Source organism: Bacillus sp. FJAT-52991, from assembly GCF_037201805.1.
GTDB classification, from domain to species: Bacteria; Bacillota; Bacilli; order Bacillales; family Domibacillaceae; genus Bacillus_CE; species Bacillus_CE kandeliae.
On sequence record NZ_CP147404.1, the window covers coordinates 2,669,358 to 2,690,064 of the forward strand.

18 protein-coding genes are annotated in these 20,707 nt (G+C 39.1%); 4 read left to right on the forward strand and 14 right to left on the reverse strand.

The window, feature by feature from the left end:
* Positions 1-63: 63 nt before the first annotated feature.
* The 11 genes from WDJ61_RS13740 to WDJ61_RS13790 form a co-directional block, all read right to left on the reverse strand.
* A complete protein-coding gene (locus WDJ61_RS13740; RefSeq protein ID WP_338750675.1) occupies positions 64-1,056 on the reverse strand; it encodes a class I SAM-dependent methyltransferase in 993 nt (330 codons plus the stop codon).
* A gap of 80 nt (positions 1,057-1,136) precedes the next feature.
* Positions 1,137-1,637: a thiol peroxidase gene (gene tpx / locus WDJ61_RS13745; protein ID WP_338750677.1), complete on the reverse strand. Its 501-nt coding sequence runs from the start codon at positions 1,635-1,637 to the stop codon at positions 1,137-1,139.
* Positions 1,638-1,746: 109 nt separating this feature from the next.
* The gene (gene ytfJ / locus WDJ61_RS13750; RefSeq protein ID WP_338750679.1) at positions 1,747-2,205 is read right to left on the reverse strand and encodes a GerW family sporulation protein; all 459 of its coding nucleotides are present in this window, start codon (positions 2,203-2,205) and stop codon (positions 1,747-1,749) included.
* A 15-nt stretch (positions 2,206-2,220) separates the two neighbouring features.
* Positions 2,221-2,907 (reverse strand): DUF2953 domain-containing protein, encoded by a 687-nt coding sequence (locus WDJ61_RS13755; protein ID WP_338750681.1) that lies wholly within the window; start codon positions 2,905-2,907, stop codon positions 2,221-2,223.
* A gap of 18 nt (positions 2,908-2,925) precedes the next feature.
* Positions 2,926-4,298 (reverse strand): IS3 family transposase gene (locus WDJ61_RS13760; RefSeq protein ID WP_338750683.1). Its coding sequence is split into 2 segments (ribosomal slippage): positions 2,926-3,926 and positions 3,926-4,298, totalling 1,374 coding nucleotides; the frame shifts between segments, so codons are not numbered across the junction.
* 125 nt (positions 4,299-4,423) lie between these two features.
* Positions 4,424-5,029, reverse strand: coding sequence for an RDD family protein (locus WDJ61_RS13765; RefSeq protein WP_338750685.1), 606 nt, complete (start codon positions 5,027-5,029; stop codon positions 4,424-4,426).
* A gap of 15 nt (positions 5,030-5,044) precedes the next feature.
* On the reverse strand, positions 5,045-6,052 hold the full coding sequence (sppA, locus tag WDJ61_RS13770) for a signal peptide peptidase SppA (protein WP_338750687.1): 1,008 nt from the start codon (positions 6,050-6,052) through the stop codon (positions 5,045-5,047).
* Positions 6,053-6,184: 132 nt separating this feature from the next.
* On the reverse strand, positions 6,185-7,105 hold the full coding sequence (gene rarD / locus WDJ61_RS13775) for an EamA family transporter RarD (RefSeq protein WP_338750689.1): 921 nt from the start codon (positions 7,103-7,105) through the stop codon (positions 6,185-6,187).
* 97 nt (positions 7,106-7,202) lie between these two features.
* Entirely contained in the window at positions 7,203-8,783 is a 1,581-nt protein-coding gene (gene mbcS / locus WDJ61_RS13780) for an acyl-CoA synthetase MbcS (protein ID WP_338750691.1), read from the reverse strand.
* Between the two features lie 170 nt (positions 8,784-8,953).
* Positions 8,954-10,153: a tRNA uracil 4-sulfurtransferase ThiI gene (thiI, locus tag WDJ61_RS13785; protein WP_338754802.1), complete on the reverse strand. Its 1,200-nt coding sequence runs from the start codon at positions 10,151-10,153 to the stop codon at positions 8,954-8,956.
* A gap of 5 nt (positions 10,154-10,158) precedes the next feature.
* The gene (locus WDJ61_RS13790; RefSeq protein WP_338750693.1) at positions 10,159-11,295 is read right to left on the reverse strand and encodes a cysteine desulfurase family protein; all 1,137 of its coding nucleotides are present in this window, start codon (positions 11,293-11,295) and stop codon (positions 10,159-10,161) included.
* A 167-nt stretch (positions 11,296-11,462) separates the two neighbouring features.
* Between WDJ61_RS13790 and brnQ the strand changes: the two genes are divergently transcribed.
* Positions 11,463-12,812 (forward strand): branched-chain amino acid transport system II carrier protein, encoded by a 1,350-nt coding sequence (brnQ, locus tag WDJ61_RS13795; protein WP_338750695.1) that lies wholly within the window; start codon positions 11,463-11,465, stop codon positions 12,810-12,812.
* Positions 12,813-12,852: 40 nt separating this feature from the next.
* On the opposite strand, the gene ezrA is transcribed toward brnQ, so the two are convergent.
* On the reverse strand, positions 12,853-14,538 hold the full coding sequence (gene ezrA / locus WDJ61_RS13800; RefSeq protein WP_338750698.1) for a septation ring formation regulator EzrA: 1,686 nt from the start codon (positions 14,536-14,538) through the stop codon (positions 12,853-12,855).
* 194 nt (positions 14,539-14,732) lie between these two features.
* On the opposite strand from ezrA, the gene hisJ reads away from it, so the two are divergent.
* Positions 14,733-15,524 (forward strand): histidinol-phosphatase HisJ, encoded by a 792-nt coding sequence (hisJ, locus tag WDJ61_RS13805; RefSeq protein ID WP_338750700.1) that lies wholly within the window; start codon positions 14,733-14,735, stop codon positions 15,522-15,524.
* Between the two features lie 136 nt (positions 15,525-15,660).
* Here the strand turns inward: hisJ and WDJ61_RS13810 are convergent, their stop codons facing one another.
* Positions 15,661-17,487 (reverse strand): GGDEF domain-containing protein, encoded by a 1,827-nt coding sequence (locus WDJ61_RS13810; protein WP_338750702.1) that lies wholly within the window; start codon positions 17,485-17,487, stop codon positions 15,661-15,663.
* A gap of 372 nt (positions 17,488-17,859) precedes the next feature.
* Between WDJ61_RS13810 and rpsD the strand changes: the two genes are divergently transcribed.
* Both rpsD and WDJ61_RS13820 read left to right on the forward strand, forming a co-directional pair.
* Entirely contained in the window at positions 17,860-18,462 is a 603-nt protein-coding gene (rpsD, locus tag WDJ61_RS13815; protein WP_338750705.1) for a 30S ribosomal protein S4, read from the forward strand.
* A gap of 498 nt (positions 18,463-18,960) precedes the next feature.
* Positions 18,961-19,254, forward strand: a complete 294-nt coding sequence (locus tag WDJ61_RS13820) for a hypothetical protein (RefSeq protein ID WP_338750707.1) — start codon at positions 18,961-18,963, stop codon at positions 19,252-19,254.
* 151 nt (positions 19,255-19,405) lie between these two features.
* Here the strand turns inward: WDJ61_RS13820 and tyrS are convergent, their stop codons facing one another.
* Positions 19,406-20,665, reverse strand: coding sequence for a tyrosine--tRNA ligase (gene tyrS / locus WDJ61_RS13825; RefSeq protein ID WP_338750709.1), 1,260 nt, complete (start codon positions 20,663-20,665; stop codon positions 19,406-19,408).
* Positions 20,666-20,707: the final 42 nt, after the last annotated feature.

A 20,707-nucleotide genomic window follows, 5' to 3' on the forward strand; every position in this document is an offset into this window, starting at 1 on the left:
TCAACTGACCTATTTTAAAAACGTAAGTTTTTCAGTGGCCTCAAAAAAACAGAGGGGATTTTTTTAAGATTTGCTTTCTCGGAACCATTGATCCATTTTCACCATAATGGATTGCATAGCTTTAGGATCTTTCATTGATGGCATATTGGCAAGAAAGACTTGTTTCGGTGGCTGAGTCTCTTCTGCTTGCTTTTGCAAAATTAAAATATTTTTTGCTGCTTGCTTATTTTTAAACAAGGATGGCGGGAGTCCAATGACACCTTGAATATGTGCATGCTGTTGAAAAAAGCGGTGTAGCTTATCCGCACCAGTAGATTCAAATAAGCTATCTGGTATGAGGAAAAATAAATATCCACCTGGTTTTGTATGCTTAATACTTTGTTCCATAAATAAGAAATGAGCATAAGAATGACCTTCTTCTGCACGTAACTCGTACTCGGCAGCACGTACGTCATTCGGATAATAACCAACTGGTAAGTCGCAAACAATCACATCAGATGGATCGATTAACAATGGCTCTAACGAATCTTGACTATACAATTGCACAGGCTGCTCAAGTAAGTTGGCTCCGCACCACGCAAGCTTCAACAGTAGATCATCAATATCGACCCCAATAGCAGCTAGATTTTTTTCCGATAAATGATTTAACACGGTAAACAATAAATTTCCTGTTCCAACAGCAGGGTCCATTATTGTGAATTCACTCTTGTCCTTCATGAACTGGCCAAGTAAATAACCGATAAATAGCCCCATAGAATCTGGTGTCATTTGATGATTAGGCTGGACGTTTTCTTGCATTCCTTTTAAAATAGCAAGCTGATAAGCCTTACGCATTTCTTCTTTAGAAAATTGATCGAGCTGAATATCTTCGTACTTCTTTAAGACTTGCTTTTTCGCCACTTCACTTAATTCCTCTTGCAGTATGTCTTTTTGGAATAAGTTTTCAGCTGTTTCTGCTAATGCATCTAAATATGTGCACGACAATTCGTTTTGAAAAATGGCAGCTGTTTCATCGAAAGTTTTGAAAAGTCTTTCGATCGGGGAAAATTCATTCATTCGTCGTTCCTCCTTAAACATTTCTCACCGGGAACATTACTTAAAAAAGCTGACCCTTTTGTTAAGGGTCAGCCTACTGATTATAAAGCAGCTTTTACAGCTTCAATCGCTTTTTCATAGTCCGGATGATTCGTTCCCTCACTTACATACTCAACGTAAGTAATTTTATCATGACTGTCAACTACAAATACCGCACGTGCTAATAAACGTAGTTCTTTCAGATGAACCCCATACGCCTCAGCGAAAGAAAGGTCGCGATGATCCGAGTATGTTTTCACATTTTCTAAGCCATTCGCTGCACACCAACGTTTTTGTGCAAACGGTAAATCCACAGAAATCGTTAATACTTCTACATTTTCCACTTTGGATGCCTCTTCATTAAAGCGACGCGTTTGAGCATCACATACACCCGTATCAATTGAAGGGACCACACTGATCAAGCGAACTTTTCCTTTAGAATCAGCTAGCGTCACCTCTGATAAATCGTTAGCTAGCACAGTAAAATCCGGTGCTTGATCTCCTACTTTTACTTCGTTTCCAAGTAAAGTCATTGGATTTCCTTTAAACGTTACATGAGCCATTCCTAATCCCTCCTTGATCTATTTACACTTCTTATTTTACTGAAAAAATTAGCAAAAAAGCAAAGAAAAACCCTTGCTGAGTTTCAGCAAGGAAGATGTGACTATTTCATTAAATAGAAGGATCCTGATCAGGCTTCGTTTGGCAACCATCTGTCTTAGAAGGATCATTTTTTTGAAACATCCCTTGAATTTTTTCGACGACATTAGGTGCCATATCAAGCACTTTATCAATTAAATGCGTATTTTCATCTAAGTGAAGCATACGCACATCATTACCCTTCACAATTAAAAAAGCAATCGGTGTGATCGAAACCCCACCACCGCTCCCACCACCAAATGGACTTTTTTCCTGTTTAGATTGCGAACTTCCTGATGAGCCGCCATTTGGCTTGTCAATTGTGAACTCACTTCCACCAGCCGCAAAACCAAAACCAACTTTAGAAACTGTCATAATCACACTTCCATCCGGTGTTTCTACCGGATCACCAATGATCGTGTTAACATCAATCATTTGTTTCAAGTTTTCCATCGCCGTTGTCATTAAGCCTTCAATTGGATGTTCACTCATATTTTTACCTCCCAATTATACTTGTTTATTAATCGCCGCCGTTCCCCACTTCCTTTTTTTGCTACGCCAACGAGAAAGAATTTTAATAACAGCAACTATAGCTTGCCCGGGACGGAAGGCAATCATACATGAAAATTCCGTTCGTAAAACGGACTGACCGAAAACAGGAGTGATCATCATTTTCGGCTCTGATGTCATCCTCATCAAATAGCTCGCAATAGAAATGGCTCCACTTTTGACTGTCCAAAGTGAGCCTGCCGCCATTCCAGTCCATGCAGCATCCTTCATTCCAAGAACGGTTTTCCAACATACGTTCTTGATCTCCACTTTCTTCAAAAAAGAGCGCAGTACCTCTCGCAGCGACTCTACTCGCCGAGTCAACTCCCTTGCATCCGATAGGAACTCCTCAAATTCGGCATATGTAATTTCTTTTTTGTCCGCATTTTTCGTCTTTTGCCCATCCTTTGTTTTTGTCTCTTTTTCAAAAAAAAGACTAGGCGGTTTTTTTCCCCGATAAGTAAGCAGCTTCATAAATGGCACTTTTACCGTATAGGAAAGCAATCCATTCCAAAGCTCTAGACGAACTTTAATGTCTATATTATCCTTCTCAAAAAAGGAATGAATAATAACACGCAACTTGGACAAACAAACGACCACAATCATAAAAAAAAGACCACCAAGTAGCCACCATGCATATACCATTATTCCCCTTCCTTTCCGTTAGCATTCTGCCCTAAAGGATAGAAGTGTATACTTGTAAAAGTAAGTGAGTTTTAGAAGATGATCTCTGTATTGAACAGGGGTCATCTTTTTTAGATTCCATTGATACCTATAGTTATTGTAATAAATCATATATTGCTTAATTTCACGTTTTAATTCCTCTAGTGTTATACATGGTTTAATATAGGCCTCGTCCTTAAAATGCCCAAAGAAGGATTCTTGCGGAGCATTATCCCAACAGTTACCTCGCCTGGACATGGATTGACGTAATCCAAGTTTCTTCACTAACTTTTGAAAATCAGGGTGTGTATAGTGGGTACCTTGATCAGAGTGTATCAAGGCATCTTCTGTCTTTCTAAAGTTTCGATTCTTCTTTAACTTCAGAAGGGTACCTGTAGCTAAATCCATGGTTAATCGGTCTGACACGTGATAGGCCAAGAGTTCATTGGTTGAGCTATCTTTAATTGTCGACAAATAGGCTTTCTGACCCTTTCCGTAATATAAATATGTGATATCGGTTAGGAGTACCTTTCCAGGGACACCTTGCTTAAATTGCCGGTTCAATAGATTTGGTACAACTCGGTGTTCTTGTGTGGCTTTCATCATTCGTCTATAAGGATTTGCCTTTCTGATAGGGCATATAATCCCATACTTCTTCATGATTCGCCGTATGCGCTTTAAATTGTAGACAACACCAAATTGACCCGCCAAAGTCATTTTGATTTGACGTGCCCCTTTTTTCCGTCTTTTAAAATGGAAGGCCTTTAAGACAATCCCCTTTACTACCTCATCTTTTTCATCTTTTAGCTTCCTTTGTTCTTGCGACGCTTTTGAGAAATAATTATAATAACCACTTCTTGAGACGCCAGCTGCTTTACATAGGTAGCTCACTATATTTTTTAATTGATATTTTTCGATAACTGATCGAATAAGGATATACTTTCGGCTAGGAGGAAGTGCTATTTCTTCATCCCCCTTTCTGCAAATCGAATCTTTTTTAAAAGTTCATTTTCCGCCTTTAACAAGTTAATTTGTGCTTCTAAGCGAGCATTTTTCTCCTCTAGGGATAATTCTCTTTCTCTAGGACGCCCTGAGTTACCAGTTCTAGTATCACGTAAACCACTTATCCCTCCCTCATTGTAAGCATCATTCCACCTTCTACTAGCTGACTTAATCCGGTGTTTCCCCAAAACATCTATGTCAAAACCATGTTGTTCAAATATATCTCTGGCAAACTTGCCTTTCTTTTTTTCTGCGATAAAAATATGTTTAAATTCATCTGTATAGGTAATTCCTTTTGAACTTACAGATTTAACGTAAGGATTAATTGATAGCAACTTGATCTCTTTTTCTGTAAAAACCTTTTTACTCATAATTTCTCCGTCTCCATGTCAATTTCTCTGGTTGTGTTTTTTATTATACAAAAAAGTACCCTATAGGTAGACTTTTTTAGTGTCTACTCTATAGGGTACACTTTACCCAGTGGCTTGATCCTTACTTATGAATAGGCAGGTGTTTGTTGAATAGCAAGAGAATTTTCGTGAATAACCGTCGTATCAGCAAATAAGTCATGTACGCCTTGTTTTTTCGACAAAAAGGCGATCAGTACATATAGAATGAAAATCGTCGAAGTGATGTAACGTCCCAATAACTCTCTCACTAATACTGTTGGCCAAGAAAGTTGAGGATCCTTTAAAGAAATGACTTTTAAACCAAAGACCATTTTACCAACAGTTTGCCCCCAACATTTAGTAAATATAATAAAATACAAATAGAACACAGCTGCTGTAGCGATATTTACAGGTGCAAACATACCGCCTGAAGTGATATCCACATCCATCGCTCGCAATAATGGGTAAACAACGAGCCTTGAAATGCTTCCGATCACGATTAAGTCTAGCAAGTAGGCCCAACACCTCATCCAGAAGCCGGCATAATGAGGCATTGTGGCGCAAGGAGCCTTTTCTTCTGTTTGCGACGTCGGCTCAGCAAGAAGCTGTTCTTCTGCTTGTAGCTTCGATTCAGCAAGAAACTGTTCTTCTACTTGTGGCTTCGGTTCAGCAAGAAGTTGTTCTTCTGTCTCTTTGTTGATCTCATCGTTCATTTCGCCATCCCTCCTTTATTCTGCATACAAGTACATTAATCGCGGAGAATTTGGATGTGATAATAGATTCATTAAGGCATTAACATCGTCGTTGCCGCCAAACATTTGTTGTGCTTTCATTGAAAAATAACTCGGTAGTCCCAAATTAGATTCATACGTAACGACTTGGGCACCTTGTAAGTTGGCATCCTTTTTCAGCTGCGCGATTACATCCTCTAAATATCCGAAGTCATCAATTAAGTTAAGCTCTTTCGCTTGTTTGCCATCATAAACGCGACCATCTGCAATTTTTCTTACTTCAGCCTCTGACATACCTCGTCCTTCAGAAATAACCTTGACGAAGCCATCATAAGAATTGCCGACCATTTCTTGTAAAATTTTCTTTTCTTCTTCTGTCATTTCTCGGGTTGGACTCATAATGTCTTTATGCGGACCACTTTTAATGGTGACAAAATCAACGCCATATTTTTTAGCAAGTTCCGAATAATTCACACTTTGCATAATAACACCTAGGGAACCCGTTAATGTTTCTGCACTGGCAAAAATTTTGTCCGCTGGTGCCGATATGTAATATCCACCTGAAGCGGCAATTGACCCCATAGATACATAAACAGGCTTCTTCGTTTCTTCCTTGATTTCAAGGATTTTGTCATGAATTTGCGCGCTTTCTACTACTCCGCCACCTGGTGAATTGACTTGAAGAATGATCGCTTTTACACTATCGTCCTCTTTGGCCGTCTCCAATTTTTTCATAAATTCTTGATGATTATAGCCTGGTGAGGCCATGAAAGATTGAGCTCCTGTGTCTTGAATGACACCCTCCACTGGAAGAATGGCAATTTTCTCCATAGGATTACCCTCTTCTTTCACTGTTTCAGTAAAACCATCTTTATTTGCTCCGAAAGCTGTGTCAATAGCAGAGGTCAAATCTGTTGTTAATGCTGAAGAAGCAAAGTTAACAATGACAGATACAATAAATAAAGCAGCCGCTGCAGCAAGGGCAATACTTCTTTTTGCGTTCACTATTTCGTCTCCTTTCATGTTAAAAAATCAGTTGCTCATAGTATGTATCACAAGCTACTCCCATTTTACCAAAACTTTTCTTTTCTACCTACTACTAATACAAATGAAGAGCATCTATAAAAAGACGCTCTTTCATTTATGATCATTCTTCAATACAAATTGCTTATGTTGATACCATTTTGTTTGAGACAAAGAAAACAGAAGCAGAGCTGTCCAAATCAAGCAAAAAGCAGTCAGTTGTACAGGCGTAAATGGTTCATGATAGACAAAAATCCCGAGAAAAAGGGTCATTGTTGGCGTTATATACTGTAAAAAACCAATCATATAAAGCGGTATTTTCTGTGCACCTTGGGCAAATAATAGCAAAGGAATCGCTGTTACTGTTCCACCAATAATCAGTAAAAAGTCGGTCGATACAGAATAAGAAAAAAGAGACAAATCTCCATGAAAATAAGTAAACACTAAAAAAACTAGCGCTGCCGGTGCCACAACAGCCGTTTCAAGTGTTAAACCAATCGCTGCGTCCACTTGTATCATTTTCTTTGCAAGCCCATATAACGCAAAGGTGACAGCTAAACCGAGCGATACCCATGGAAATTGTCCATAGGAAATGGCTAAAACAAGAACTCCTCCCATCGCCAAAATAAACGAGAAAATTTGTGCTTTTGATAAATCTTCTTTCAAAATAAAGACACCAAGTAGCACACTCATGAGCGGGTTAATATAATAACCGAGGCTCGTTTCAATAATGCGATCCTCATTTACTGCCCAAATGAATAAAAACCAATTGAGGCTGACTAATAATGAAGCGGCAATTAAAGCAACAGCTTGTTTTGGCTTCGTTTTTATCGCTTGAAGTGTCGCTTTCAATCGTCCTAGCTTTCTTGTAAATAATAAAAATAAAACCATAGAGACAAACGACCAAAATATGCGATTGGCTAAAATTTCATCCGCTGCGACATGCTCAAGCCATTTCCAATAGATCGGAAACAATCCCCATAATAAATATGCGCTTCCTGCATACATCATTCCTGATTTCGTTGATTCATTCATATGTTCACCCAATTCCTTCTAGTCCCGAAATAACTTCATTATATCGCGATTTAACAAAAAAGAAACCCGCCTATTGAACGGGTTCCCCAATATTTGATTAGTTTTTCACTTCTAATTCTGCTTGGCGCAGTTCAATGCGGCGAATCTTTCCAGAAGTTGTTTTCGGTAACTCTTTAATAAATTCGATCTTACGTGGATATTTATATGGTGCGGTCATTTCTTTCACGTGATCTTGTAGCTTTTCAACAAGACCAGGCTCATTCTCATCAACACCATCTTGAAGAACGATAAAGGCTTTGACAATATGTCCGCGAATTTCATCGGGACTAGCCACAACTGCACATTCTTTTACATCCGGATGCTTCACTAAAGCATCTTCTACTTCAAATGGTCCGATCGTGTAGCCTGAGCTAATGATAATATCATCGCCGCGCCCTTCAAACCAAAAATATCCATCTTCATCTTTTTTCGCTTTATCCCCTGTGAGGTAATAGTCTCCACGGAATTGCATGGCTGTTCTTTCTGGATCTTTATAATAATTTTTAAATAAAGCCGGCGTGTCGATATGGACAGCGATGTCTCCTACTTCTCCAACACCAACGGGCTCTCCATCTTCATTGATAATTTCGACGCGATTTCCAGGTGTTGGTTTACCCATAGATCCTGGCTTGATTTCCATCCCTTTCAGCACGCCAATCACCAGCGTACTTTCTGTTTGGCCATAGCCATCGCGTACTTCTATGTTAAAATGCTTTTTAAACGTGTCAATGACTTCACGATTTAATGGTTCTCCAGCAGATACGGCAGAGTGTAAATGTTCAAGATTATATTCACTGAGATTATCTACCTTTACCATTAAACGGTATTCCGTAGGGGTACAGCATAACACGTTAATTTGATGACGATCAAGTAGCTCTAAATATTTCTTCGGCTCAAATTTGCCATTATAGACGAATCCTGTCGCTCCTGAACCGAGTACAGACAAGAACGGGCTCCATGTCCACTTTTGCCAGCCTGGTCCAGCCGTGGCCCATACAACATCCCCATCTTCAATGGCTAGCCAGTTTGGAGCAGCTGTTTTCAAATGGGCATAACCCCAAGCATGCGTATGAACGACCCCTTTCGGATTACCTGTTGTGCCTGATGTATATGGTAAGAAAGCCATATCATCTTTAGAAGTATCCGCGATTTCTAGCTCATCTGACGCCGTTTGCATGCTCTCTTCTAAATTCATCCATCCTTCTACTTGACCACCAAATGAAAATTTAATCATTTCATTGATCTTATCCGCTTGATTAAACTCTTCTGTGAAAGGAGCATAGGAAGCGATACCCTTGACTCCTGCATGTTCAATACGATAATTTAAATCTTTCGTTCGCAACAACTCAGCACTCGGAATGATGACTAAACCTATTTTTAATGCTGCCAAAAATACTTCGTACGCTTCAATCAGCCGTGGCACCATAATTAAGATAGGGTCCCCTTTTTTCAACCCAGCCTGAAGGAAAGCATTCCCAATCTTGTTCGTTGCTTTCATTAGCTCTGAATATGTAATTTCTTTTTGATCTCCCGCTTCATTCTCCCATTTTAAAGCGACACGGTTCGGATCTTTCGCATACTTCTCTACTTCCATCACAATATTATATGTTTCTGGTGCTAACAAATCTTCACGCTTCATCCTAATTCCCCCCTTGTCCAATCTATTTTGATTATACTAAATTATTTAAAATTTTAAAATATTTATCCAAAAAAAATCGCCGTAAATAACGTAAATGTGAACAAATTTTCATAACAAAGAGGAACCCTTCCATATCAACATGGGATGAGTTCCTCTTAAAGACAACCTATTTATAATAAATCCGCTAAATGAGCATCTGCTTTTTCTTCCGGCAAACGAATCGTTAGCGTCTTGTCCACCGCTTCTTCCATTAATTCTTCAAAGTCGACAAAGCTTTCAAAGAATTGAACCTTTTCAAGTTTCGGCCGTGTTTTAGGAGATGGTGGCGTAAAAATTGTACAACAGTCCTCGTATGGCAAAATCGAAATATCATGTGTGCCAATTTTTTGTGCGACACTAATAATGTCAAGTTTATCCATCGCAATGAGCGGCCGCAGAATCGGCGTTGAGGTGACATCGTTAATCGCACGCATGCTTTCAAGCGTCTGGCTCGCTACCTGACCTAAACTTTCTCCAGTAACAAGGGCAAGAGCGCCTCGTTTTTGGCGAATTTTATCAGCAATCGAAAGCATCATTCGACGAGTGGATGTCATCGTATAGTTTTCGGGTACCTGTTCTTGAATTTTTTGCTGAATCGCAGTAAACGGGACGATATGAACATTGATTGGCGTGCCAAATTCCGTTAATTTCGTCGCTAAATCGAGCACCTTTTGCTTCGCTCGTTCACTTGTATACGGTGGGCTATGAAAATGAATTGCCTCAATTTCTACACCTCGTTTGAGCATAAAGTAACCGGCTACTGGACTGTCGATTCCGCCAGAAAGCAAGAGCATGGCCTTACCGCTCGCACCTATAGGAAGTCCACCTGCCCCTTCATACTTTTCGCAGGATAAAAAGATCCCTTCATTCCGGACTTCAACTAGTAAATTAATATCAGGATGTTTGACATCCACCTTTAACTCCTGAATGTTTCTTAATACGTGAGCACCAATTTCATAGTTGATATCATTCGTTTCTAGTTCAAAGCTTTTATCTGATCGCCGCGCGGATACTTTAAATGTACAGCTTCCTGTCACATTCTTTCGGACAAGGGCTAATGCTGCTGACTTCATTTCTGATAGCTCTTTTGATGTCCGCACAACGGGACTGAATGATTGAATACCAAATACGTAGATCAGCTTATTTTTCACTTCTTCAAAAGGAGTGCCATTTAAATGAATGTACATCCGATCACGTCTAGTCTCTATGCGAATATCACATTCTCTTAAGACTGCTCGAATATTTGTTTTTACTTTATTAATAAATTGATTACGGTTGCGTCCTTTTGTGGATAATTCTCCGTAACGGACAAGCACGCGATCATAATTCATCATCGTCACCTCTGGACTTTCGTCAATTTTGGTAAAATGTTTTGCAGCTGCTTTATCAATACTTTCGCTTCTTCTAAAGAGTTATCATAAGCAAGACTGATGCGGATGCTGCTGTCTGCTTCAGCTTGAGAGAGCCCCATCGCAGTAAGAACGGTGCTCGTTTTTTTCTGTTTTGAAGAACAAGCACTTGTTGTTGAAACAAAACAGCCCTTCTCCTCTAAGGCATGAACAAGCACTTCTCCTTTTACACCCTTAACAGAAAAATTCAATATATGAGGAGCGCAACCCGTTGACGACGTATGAATGGTCACCTCATTCATTTTTTCAAGCTCTGTTCGCAAAAATGTTTGGATGTCTTTCATGTTTGAACTTGTATGCTCTCGCTTTTCTTCGACCATTCTTAACGCTTTGGCCATCGCGATGATGCCACCTGTGTTTTCTGTTCCACTTCGTATTTTATGCTCCTGTCCTCCACCGGAGAAAAGCGGAGATAATCGGACACCATCTTTTTTATATAGCCCACCAGTTCCTTTAACTCCATGAAATTTATGAGCAGAAAAAGAACAAAGATCAATATTACCTAAATGAAGCGGCACTTTTCCACGTCCTTGCACATCGTCTACATGAAACAGCACTTTCGGATATTGAGCAAGCAACTCGCCGATCTCTTCAATCGGTTGAATCGTTCCGGTCTCATTATTGACATGCATAATAGAAACTAAAATCGTTTCATCCGTTAACGCTTGTTGAAGGACTTGAAGCGATACTCGTCCTTCATGATTAACTGGCAAATAAGTGACTTGAAAGCCATAATCCTCTAGCTGTCCGCAAGCCTGCAGAACAGATGGATGTTCTGTTTGCTGAGTGATGATATGTCTTCCTCTGTCTTTATACGCAAGCGCAGTTCCTTTAATGGCTAAATTATTCGATTCTGTTCCTCCCGATGTGAACAGGAGCTCCTCTGGCTTGACTCCTATGAAGGAGGCCACTTGGCGGCGAGCACTGATCAATAGCTTTTCTGCCTCTAATCCGAGCTGATGAAGGGAAGATGGGTTTCCAAAAAATTCTTCATTCACTTTCATAAAAGCAGATAAAGCTTCTTTATATGGTTTCGTCGTTGCACTATTATCAAAATATATCATTTAGGCACCTGCTTTTTTTCCGTTTGTTCAACAGCTATCATAACATAGCCGCTTTTTGATGAAAACTTAATCTGAATTTTCGAATTTTTAATTTTATTAACATAATCTTTATTTTTTATGATATTATTTTCATTTGTGAACAGATTTACATTTCAAGGAGGTTCTTTATGGCTAAGAAAGCCTTAACGGCGAAAGAAATATTTGCTGTTGGACTGATGCTTTTCGCTCTGTTTCTCGGAGCAGGAAATATGATCTTCCCCCCTTTCCTCGGCCAGCAAGCAGGAGAAAATGTGTGGCTAGGTACGGCTGGGTTTTTAATTACAGGAGTTGGATTGCCTTTACTTGGAGTGATTGCCATTGCCAAAGCCGGAGGTAGTGTACAAGCGATCGCTGGGCGGGTGTCTCCATTATTCGGTGTTGTTTTTACGATCGTGATGTACTTAGCGATCGGACCATTTTTCGGCATTCCAAGAACCGGAACTGTTGCTTATGAAATTTCTGTGTCGCCTTTTTTGTCAGAAAATTTAAACAAGAGCCCGTATGCCTTACTTATTTTCACAGCGTTGTTTTTTTCCTTAACAGCGTGGCTCTCATTAAACCCAACGAAACTTGTGGATCGTATCGGTAAAATATTAACTCCGCTGCTTCTACTCGTATTAGCCATACTTGTTGGAAAAAGCTTTATTTCCCCGATGGGAGAGATTCAATCACCGCATGAAGATTATGTATCCGCTCCCGTATTTAAAGGATTTATTGAAGGATATTTAACAATGGATACGATTGCGGCTCTTGTCTTTGGCATTGTCGTTATTTCAGCGATTATGGATAAAGGCATAACGGAAGAAAAACAGATTGCAAAAGTGTGTATTCAAGCAGGCATCATTGCAGCTGTCGGATTAGCACTCGTGTATTTATCCCTTGCTTTTATCGGTGCAACGAGTACAGAAGCGATTGGTATACAAGAAAACGGAGGAGCCATTTTATCAAAGGCCGCGACTCATTTATATGGTGAGGCGGGGACAATTATTTTGGCCTTAGCGATTTTCTTTGCTTGTATTACGACATCCGTAGGACTGGTATCAGCGACGGCACAATACTTCAGTCGCTTGTCATCTAAGCTTTCCTATCCGGCTTTAGTAATGATCATATCTGTATTTAGCATGGTGATCGCCAATGCTGGCTTAACAAAATTGATTGCCATTTCCTTGCCTGTCTTGATCATGATTTACCCATTAGCCATCGTGATGCTATTATTATCGTTTGCTGATTCGCTCTTTAACGGTTATTCTGCGGTCTATATTGGCGCATTATTACCTACTGGTTTAATCAGCCTGCTCGATGCCCTTCATACAGCTGGGATCGATGTAACTGCGATTGTTGATGCATTGCAGTTCATCCCTTTCCTCTCTGCTGGGCTTGGGTGGTTAGTCCCTGCTGTGCTAGGAGCGATCATCGGGTTTCTACTAGCTTCCTTACTAGGTTGGAAAAAGGTCTATCATCCTAATATTGAATCATAAAACCAAAGGGGCGATCCTCATCGAATCGCCCCTTTTCTTATTAACTGTTCATCATTTTTTCAAGCTTTTTTAACCCCTTTGGATCCACTTTATCAATAGCTGTCGCCGCTTCTTCTAGAGCGGCCCGATAATCATAATTTCTAAAGGCCATCTCCGCTTGATTGAGCTGCGAGCTGATCGCAGGGTGTGAACGTTTGTAACGATTACCATATTGAATAATTCTCTCAGCAAGTTCTGCCTGTTCAATAATTTCTGCCGTTTTCTTCTCCAAATGCTCCACTGACTGCACAGCCTCTCGTAGCTTGTCCTGAACCTGCTTCATGTTTAAAGGCTTTTCATTCAAGCAGTCAACAACCTCTTCTACTCGGTTCTTCGCCTCTTCCGTCAAAGATTGATAGAATTCTGGAACACCTGGCATATTGCTTTTTTGAATCATCCGGAAAATATCATTTACCCTTCTCCGAAGTTCAAGCAGTTTATCCTGCGCTCCCATCTCATCTTTTCGAAGCGTCTGCAAGAAGTGGGTAAAGCTCGTTTGTTCTTTTTGTAGTTCTTCTAGCTGCTCGTGGATTTCCTTTAACTCATCATGCAAAAAGGAGTAAGCTGTGTTTTGCTGAAGAATTCTCGATTCAAGGATGTCATATTTTTTGACCACTCGAAAAATCTCTTCCTCGATCTTGTGAGGCAGACCAGCTTCTTCTTCTACTAGTTGATAGCTTTGGCGAACCACTTCGGTTTCATCTTGCAATTGTTCATTCGCTTGTTGAATGTGCTCAATTTTCTCTCTTGTTGACTCGTTATTTTCGATAATAAAGTGTTTCGCATCTACTTCTTTTTCTAGCAAATCGTAGAAAAAGTCAATGCTATCTTTCACATCACGAATATCATCTTCTACTTCATGCGTGTCCGTTTTAATAATATGCTCCTTAAATTGAGCAAGTTGTTCACGCAAATCAGCAATTTCTTTCTCAATATGTAAATGATCAAGTAAATAGCCGCTTCTCTTCATCTCTCTATAGCCTGACTGAATCTCATCAAGCTGAGAAGGCAAAAGATTTGTCGTTTCGGATAATAGCACAGGAATTCTCTCCATTTTATGTAAAATAAGAGTCATATCTTCTTGTAGCTTAAGAATCGTCTCTCTCGCCTCTAAATAATTTCCTTCATTTGTTAAATCCTCAAATTTATCAAATTGCGAAGATAATGCATCCAGTTGGATTTCAAATATCGGGGCTGCTTTACCAAATGTGTGACGGTGAGCAAGCAACTGCTTTCTTGCTGCTCGTTGCTTCTCTTTTATGTCTTCACTTTCTTTTCGATTTTGCTCTTCACTACCGATCAACACTTGCAGTTCGGCTAAAATCGTATTCACTTTCTCTTCCGATTTCTCCAATTGATCCGAAATCTCTTCATTAATTCCCCTTGTTTTACCAAAACGATATTTATTTAACCACTCTTCAGACTCAAGCAGTTTTTCATCTGCATTAGGAAGCTCTTCTGCTAACACTTCATCCCACATTGCACGCCAACGATCAAACAATTCTTCTGTCTGACCGGTCATGTTTAACTGCTTCACTTTTGTCAATTCCTCTGATACAGGCTGATTCATTAATTCTATTTTCTTTTGCTCAAGCTCATCTATTTGCTTGAACAACTTTCTTCTATTTATGTAGGCAATAATTAAAAGTATGGCTACTATTAATATTCCGCCAATTACATATTTCATGTTAAGCCCCCTGTTCTTCTATCAAAAAATAAATCTATTCATTTATATATGATCAATGTCGATAAACGCTCTCAATACTACTAATGATATCACGTATTTGACTTTTTTTAATGAGAAAATTTGTTTTTTTTGGCCTAGTTTCGAAAAAATTTGTTACACTTATTTCAACGAATACATAATCTGGAGGAACAACGATGAAAAGAGATGGTCATATTCACACCCCCTTTTGTCCACATGGGTCAAAGGATTCTTTAAACAGTTATGTCGAGGCCGCTATTCTTCAAGGTTTTCATGAAATCACCTTCACTGAGCATGCGCCGCTACCAGAAGGATTTATCGACACGACTCCGACGAAGGATAGTGCCATGAAGCTTTCTGTAATGGAGGAATATTTATCCGTATTGCAACAGATCCAGAAAGAGTACAAACAAGATCTCACTATCCACCTTGGATTAGAAGTTGATTATATCGAAGGCTTTGAGAAGGAGACAACGAAGTTCTTAAATGAATATGCTCCATATCTCGACGACTCCATTCTTTCAGTGCATTTTTTAAAAAACAATCAAAATTGGTACTGTCTCGACTATAATCCCGACGTATTTGAAGAAATGATCACCCTTTTTGGCTCGGTATCAGCCATTTATGAATCTTATTTTCATACAGTACACCAATCAATTTTGGCGAATCTGGGTACATATAAGCCTAAACGAATCGGACATATGACTCTTGTCCATAAATTCCAAAAAAAATTCCCTTGCCCTAAAGATTTCAGCACTGAAATTGATGCAATTTTACAAACAGTGAAACTTCATCACTATGAACTCGATTACAACGGTGCAGGTGTCGTCAAACCTTTATGTTGTGAAACGTATCCCCCAGCGGAAGTAGCTGTAAAAGCAAAAAAAATGGGGATTCCATTAGTCTACGGATCAGATGCCCACTCCGCTAAAGGAATTGGTCAAGGGAGCGAACAGATTCACGCCTAGTCAATGACTAAACAAAGACATACGAGAAATTGCCGTCAACACTAAACTTTAAACATAGCCTTTTACTAAAAAAGACCTCTCCTTACCATCAATTGAGCTTTAAGCATACGTTTGATGGAAGGCAGGCCTCTCACTCTTAGTGATTGTTTGAACAAACAATCACTTTATTTTTCCCTGTTTTTTTCGCTTTATAAAGTGCTTCATCTGCTTGATTAAATAATACTTTGACACTAATCGGCTGTTCTTTTGACCAAGAAGAAACACCGCAGGAAATAGTCACCATCGGGTTAGTTGAACGGGCTACACTTGCTACTAATTGTTCAGCAATCGCTACTCCTTCTTCCAAAGATTTCTCCGGAAAATAGATCGCAAGCTCTTCTCCTCCCCAACGAGCAGCAATATCTTTCTCTCCTGTTATTTTTCTAATTAACTCTGCCACTTGAATAATCGTATCATCACCTGTTTGATGCCCATACGTGTCGTTAATTGCTTTAAAATCATCAATATCTATTAATAAAAACGTTCCTTTTTCATCTTTTTCAATCGATTCAGAAATGGATTGATCTAAATAATTTCTAGAAAACAATTTCGTCAAGTAATCAGTAATAACAAGCTGCTCTAATTCTTCTCTTAACATGGCATTCGTTAAACCAAGAGTAGAGTGATGAATAAGCGACTGTAATAGCTTGTACATATCAAACGTAAATCCATAGGCCTCCTGCTTCAAAACAATACAAAAGCCTTTCAATACATTTCCTTGAACCATCGGAACAACCATTAACGAATGATAAAGAAGATGTTCTTCTTCTAATTTCCCTGCTAGCTCCCCAACAAAAAACGAATCCTTTTCTTTTTGAATACGTTTCGAAGCGTATTCAATGTATCGTTGTCCTTGGCGCTCATAGAAAAACTCACTGCTGCCAGGAAGAATTTCCACTTCTCCATCATTTATAAATACAAATCCAACCGCCGAAGCTTGAAAAAAGCGAGTGATTTGATCATTTAAGTATTGGGTCGTATCGGTGAAGCGTAATGTCGAATTAAGCTGGTGTGACGTTTCATTAATTAATTGCAAATCAGCAATCAATTTCCTTGATTGTTCATACAGTTTAGCTTTTTCGATCGCACTCCCACCGGTATTAGCCAAAATCCGAATAAAACCTTTTTCACTTTCTAATATTTGTTTTTCTATCGGTATTTTCACTTGTAAAACACCATACACACCTTGCTTGCCCATCAATGGTGCATACAGAATAGAAGATTTTCTCCCTAGACGTTGCTCCAACTGTACTTTACCATTTATATAAGCTGACATCGCTTCTTCACTTGCTCGTTCGAAATTAAAGTGTTCTGTTGGCAACTCATTATATCGATCATCAATCGCCAATAAGAAGTGATACGTATACTTAGGAAATACCCTTTCAAGCGTAGACAATATTTCACCAAGTACATATTCAATATCTAAGGATGAATGAAACTTCTCTGTCACGTTAAATAACTCTTTATATCTTTTATCATTATTTGTTTCAAAATTCATTTGTTTGATAAAGGTGATAAAGGCATTCGTTTCTTGTACAAATGCGCTCAATTCCTCATCAGTGAGTTCCGCTAACAATGCTTCCTTCACTTGTAGAAATAAATATAATTCATCACCATCAAAAAATTGGAAGCCGAGATTTCCTTCTTTAGGTAAATTTTCCCCTTTAAGAAATGGAACTGTAAATGCTCGGTAAATGGAAGCATACTCACCTCTAGCTATTTTTTCCACTTCGATACATGCTGAGTATAGGTGTTCTACTCGATATAACTTGAGCTGGTCTGTTTTAAATAACAGACACAATAGATCAAGCCACTCCCGCACAAGCTGTTCCGGAGTCACTAAATTTTTTTGACTTTGAATGATTAAATGAAATAGCATGGCTTTATATTTCATCAACCATTCAACTTTATCATTACTATCCATTTTACCCCACCTACATTTCTTTTCGGATAGAGATTTTCTCATGTTTATTGAATCCGCGAATCACTAACTACCATAGATGATTATTATATCATATTTCCTCCGACTAAAGTTTTACAAACCAATTTTATTATTAGTGAATGTGTGTTGACATGTATAAAATAAAATTATATACTATTCTTTGTGTAAAATAAATGCAGCCTAAGTGAACACTTTTATGAGCTCATTTTGTTCCTTCATCTCGACGATGAAAGGTGCATCGCGTAACCCTGTGCTGCTGGGGCGATGGTGCATGAAAACAAAATGACCTAATCGCTGTCTCACCCGGTTTTTATTTTACAACAAAATAAAAACATTTAAAGGAGGAGCTATATTATGGCTCGTTATACTGGTCCAAGCTGGAAATTATCCCGTCGCTTAGGAATCTCCCTTAGCGGAACTGGTAAAGAATTAGAAAAGCGTCCTTACGCACCTGGACAACATGGTCCTAACCAACGTAAAAAACTTTCTGAATACGGATTACAATTACAAGAAAAGCAAAAACTTCGTCATATGTACGGAGTTAATGAGCGCCAATTCCACAACCTATTCGTGAAAGCTGGTAAAATGAAAGGCGTATACGGCGAAAACTTCATGATCCTTCTTGAAAGCCGCCTAGATAACCTTGTTTACCGTCTTGGTTTAGCTCGTACTCGTCGTCAAGCTCGTCAGCTTGTTAACCACGGTCACGTAACAGTTGATGGACAACGTGTTGACATCCCATCTTACCAAGTAAAACCAGGTCAAGCAATTTCTATTCGTGAAAAATCAAGAAGCCTTGAAATCGTTAAAGAAGCGATCGAAGTAAACAACTTTGTTCCTGAATATTTAACATTCGATGCTGATAAATTAGAAGGTACATTCACTCGCCTACCTGAGCGTTCTGAATTACCAGCTGAAATCAACGAAGCACTAATCGTAGAGTTCTACTCTCGTTAATTAAATCAGGTGATAAACCTGATTGCAAAAGCTCTAATGATCGTTGTTCTATCAATGGTTATCAGGGCTTTTTGTTTTCTCCTGCTTTGTATTTTCCCATTTGTTTCGGAAGGTTATAGACACAAGAAAAGGCTTGGTACTCTGAACTGCGCTCTATAAAATGAACTAAATTGTGCATTGAACTAATATTTAGCTGGAATACATCCTTTTTATATCTTCAAAAAAATAGGCTCAACCTTTGGATAACATGAACATAGGCTAAAATATATAAAGTGAAACTTCAATCAGTGGGGGTTTTCTTCATCCCCCACTGATAAAAGAAGAACAAAGGCTAACGTCGCAACGTCCTGTTGCAACGCCTTTGTAACCTGCATCCTGCAGGCCCGAATCAATCGGGCGTTTACTGGCTGTTGATCCGCCTGCGCTTCTTCTGCCATGTTAAGGTGGGGTCTTACAGCCAGTTAATGCGGGATAAATTTATTAAAAGGAGCTACTCTTATGAATAGCAATTCTTATCAATGGTATCCAAGCCCTAGCCATGATTGGAATCAAGCCCGAAAAACTCACCACTATCAACAACAATTTTATAACCCTCAAATTCAACAGTTAAAATACCACACACTTTCAACTGTTGAACCTATTGTTCAACATGGTCTTCACGAGGCTCAATTTACCTCTTATCTACACGCAATGACGGAGGTATCAGCCATAAGTTATTTAGTTGGAAGAGGATATGATCCCCAAACCGCTCATCGAATTGTCGAATCCTGGGAAGTAAATGAAGTATTTTAGACATAAAGATATTTAAATACCTAAAAAAAGCAGGCTGATATGAAATACTCGACAGCCTGCTTTTTGCTTGATTCTATAAAAATTTGATTCATAAACTTGTGTGAGTGCTAGTCTAAGGATCACCCATACACAAGCACTTAGCCACACATCATTAATATTTAATTAAGAAATATTTCTTTTTCCCACGGCGAATGATCGTGAACTTGCCTTCCATTTTATCCTCGTTGGATAAGGTATAGCTTGTATCTGTCATTTTATCACCGTTGATCGATACAGCACCGTTTTGAATATCTTCACGCGCTTGACGCTTAGATGGTGAAATACCAGCAGAGACAAGCAGTTCAACAAGTGCTAGCTCTTCTTCGTTCGCCGGCTCATATGACGGCACATCCTTAAAGCCTTGTTCGATTTCAGTAGCTGTCAAGTTTTTCACATCACCGCTGAATAGTGCTGCAGAGATTTTAATCGCTTGTTCTAAAGCCTCTTGTCCATGAATTAAGCGTGTCATTTCTTCTGCTAATGCTTTTTGTGCTTTTCTTAAGTGGGCTTCTTCTTGCATCGACGCTTCTAGTACTTCAATTGTTTCCGGAGTTAAGAAAGTGAAAATTTTCAAGTATTTTACCACATCAGCATCCGCTGCGTTAATCCAGAATTGGTAAAATTCATACGGAGATGTTTTTTCCGGATCGAGCCAAATCGCACCGCTCTCTGTTTTACCGAATTTCGTTCCATCCGCTTTTGTGACAAGTGGAATCGTCATGCCAAATGCCTTTTCAGCTTCTGGCTTCATTTTACGAATCATTTCTAAGCCCGTTGTAATGTTGCCCCATTGGTCACTTCCACCAATTTGCATTTTACAGTTATGATTTTCGTATAAATGATAGAAATCCATCGCTTGTAAAATGGTATAAGCAAATTCAGTGAAGGAAATACCAGAGTCTAGTCGTGAAGAAACAATATCTTTCGCCAGCATGTAGTTCACGCCGATGTTTTTACCAAAGTCACGTAAAAATGTTACCACATCCATGGAGCCAACCCAGTCATTGTTATTGACTAATTTCGCTCCATTATCACCTGAGAAATCAAAAATTTTCTCTAATTGCTTTTTAATGCATGCCACATTGTGTTCAACCATTTCAGGTGTTTGCAGCTTTCTTTCTTCGCGTTTTCCACTCGGATCGCCAATCATTCCTGTTGCCCCACCAACAAGAACAATCGGGCGATGGCCATGGTTTTGAAAACGACGAAGCGTCAAAAATGGCAGTAAATGTCCGATATGCATACTATCTGCTGTTGGGTCCACACCGCAGTATAGTGAAACACTTTCTTTATTTAAGAGTTCTTTCATGCCTTCTTCATCTGTTTGCTGGTAAACGATCCCACGCCATTCTAATTCCTGCATTAAATCCATTGATCCTCTTCCTCTCTTTTTTCAATTAGCGTTCAATTTACA

Excerpts from the sequence above, each read along its gene's own strand:
- tyrS (WP_338750709.1), bottom strand. The coding sequence starts at position 20,665 with ATGGATTTAATGCAGGAATTAGAATGGCGTGGGATCGTTTACCAGCAA.
- WDJ61_RS13755 (WP_338750681.1), bottom strand. The coding sequence starts at position 2,907 with ATGGTATATGCATGGTGGCTACTTGGTGGTCTTTTTTTTATGATTGTG.
- rpsD (WP_338750705.1), top strand. The coding sequence starts at position 17,860 with ATGGCTCGTTATACTGGTCCAAGCTGGAAATTATCCCGTCGCTTAGGA.
- WDJ61_RS13790 (WP_338750693.1), bottom strand. The coding sequence starts at position 11,295 with ATGATATATTTTGATAATAGTGCAACGACGAAACCATATAAAGAAGCT.
- thiI (WP_338754802.1), bottom strand. The coding sequence starts at position 10,153 with ATGAATTATGATCGCGTGCTTGTCCGTTACGGAGAATTATCCACAAAA.
- WDJ61_RS13810 (WP_338750702.1), bottom strand. The coding sequence starts at position 17,487 with ATGGATAGTAATGATAAAGTTGAATGGTTGATGAAATATAAAGCCATG.
- rarD (WP_338750689.1), bottom strand. The coding sequence starts at position 7,105 with ATGAATGAATCAACGAAATCAGGAATGATGTATGCAGGAAGCGCATAT.
- hisJ (WP_338750700.1), top strand. The coding sequence starts at position 14,733 with ATGAAAAGAGATGGTCATATTCACACCCCCTTTTGTCCACATGGGTCA.
- WDJ61_RS13820 (WP_338750707.1), top strand. The coding sequence starts at position 18,961 with ATGAATAGCAATTCTTATCAATGGTATCCAAGCCCTAGCCATGATTGG.
- ezrA (WP_338750698.1), bottom strand. The coding sequence starts at position 14,538 with ATGAAATATGTAATTGGCGGAATATTAATAGTAGCCATACTTTTAATT.
- WDJ61_RS13765 (WP_338750685.1), bottom strand. The coding sequence starts at position 5,029 with ATGAACGATGAGATCAACAAAGAGACAGAAGAACAACTTCTTGCTGAA.
- WDJ61_RS13740 (WP_338750675.1), bottom strand. The coding sequence starts at position 1,056 with ATGAATGAATTTTCCCCGATCGAAAGACTTTTCAAAACTTTCGATGAA.
- ytfJ (WP_338750679.1), bottom strand. The coding sequence starts at position 2,205 with ATGAGTGAACATCCAATTGAAGGCTTAATGACAACGGCGATGGAAAAC.
- tpx (WP_338750677.1), bottom strand. The coding sequence starts at position 1,637 with ATGGCTCATGTAACGTTTAAAGGAAATCCAATGACTTTACTTGGAAAC.
- mbcS (WP_338750691.1), bottom strand. The coding sequence starts at position 8,783 with ATGAAGCGTGAAGATTTGTTAGCACCAGAAACATATAATATTGTGATG.
- brnQ (WP_338750695.1), top strand. The coding sequence starts at position 11,463 with ATGGCTAAGAAAGCCTTAACGGCGAAAGAAATATTTGCTGTTGGACTG.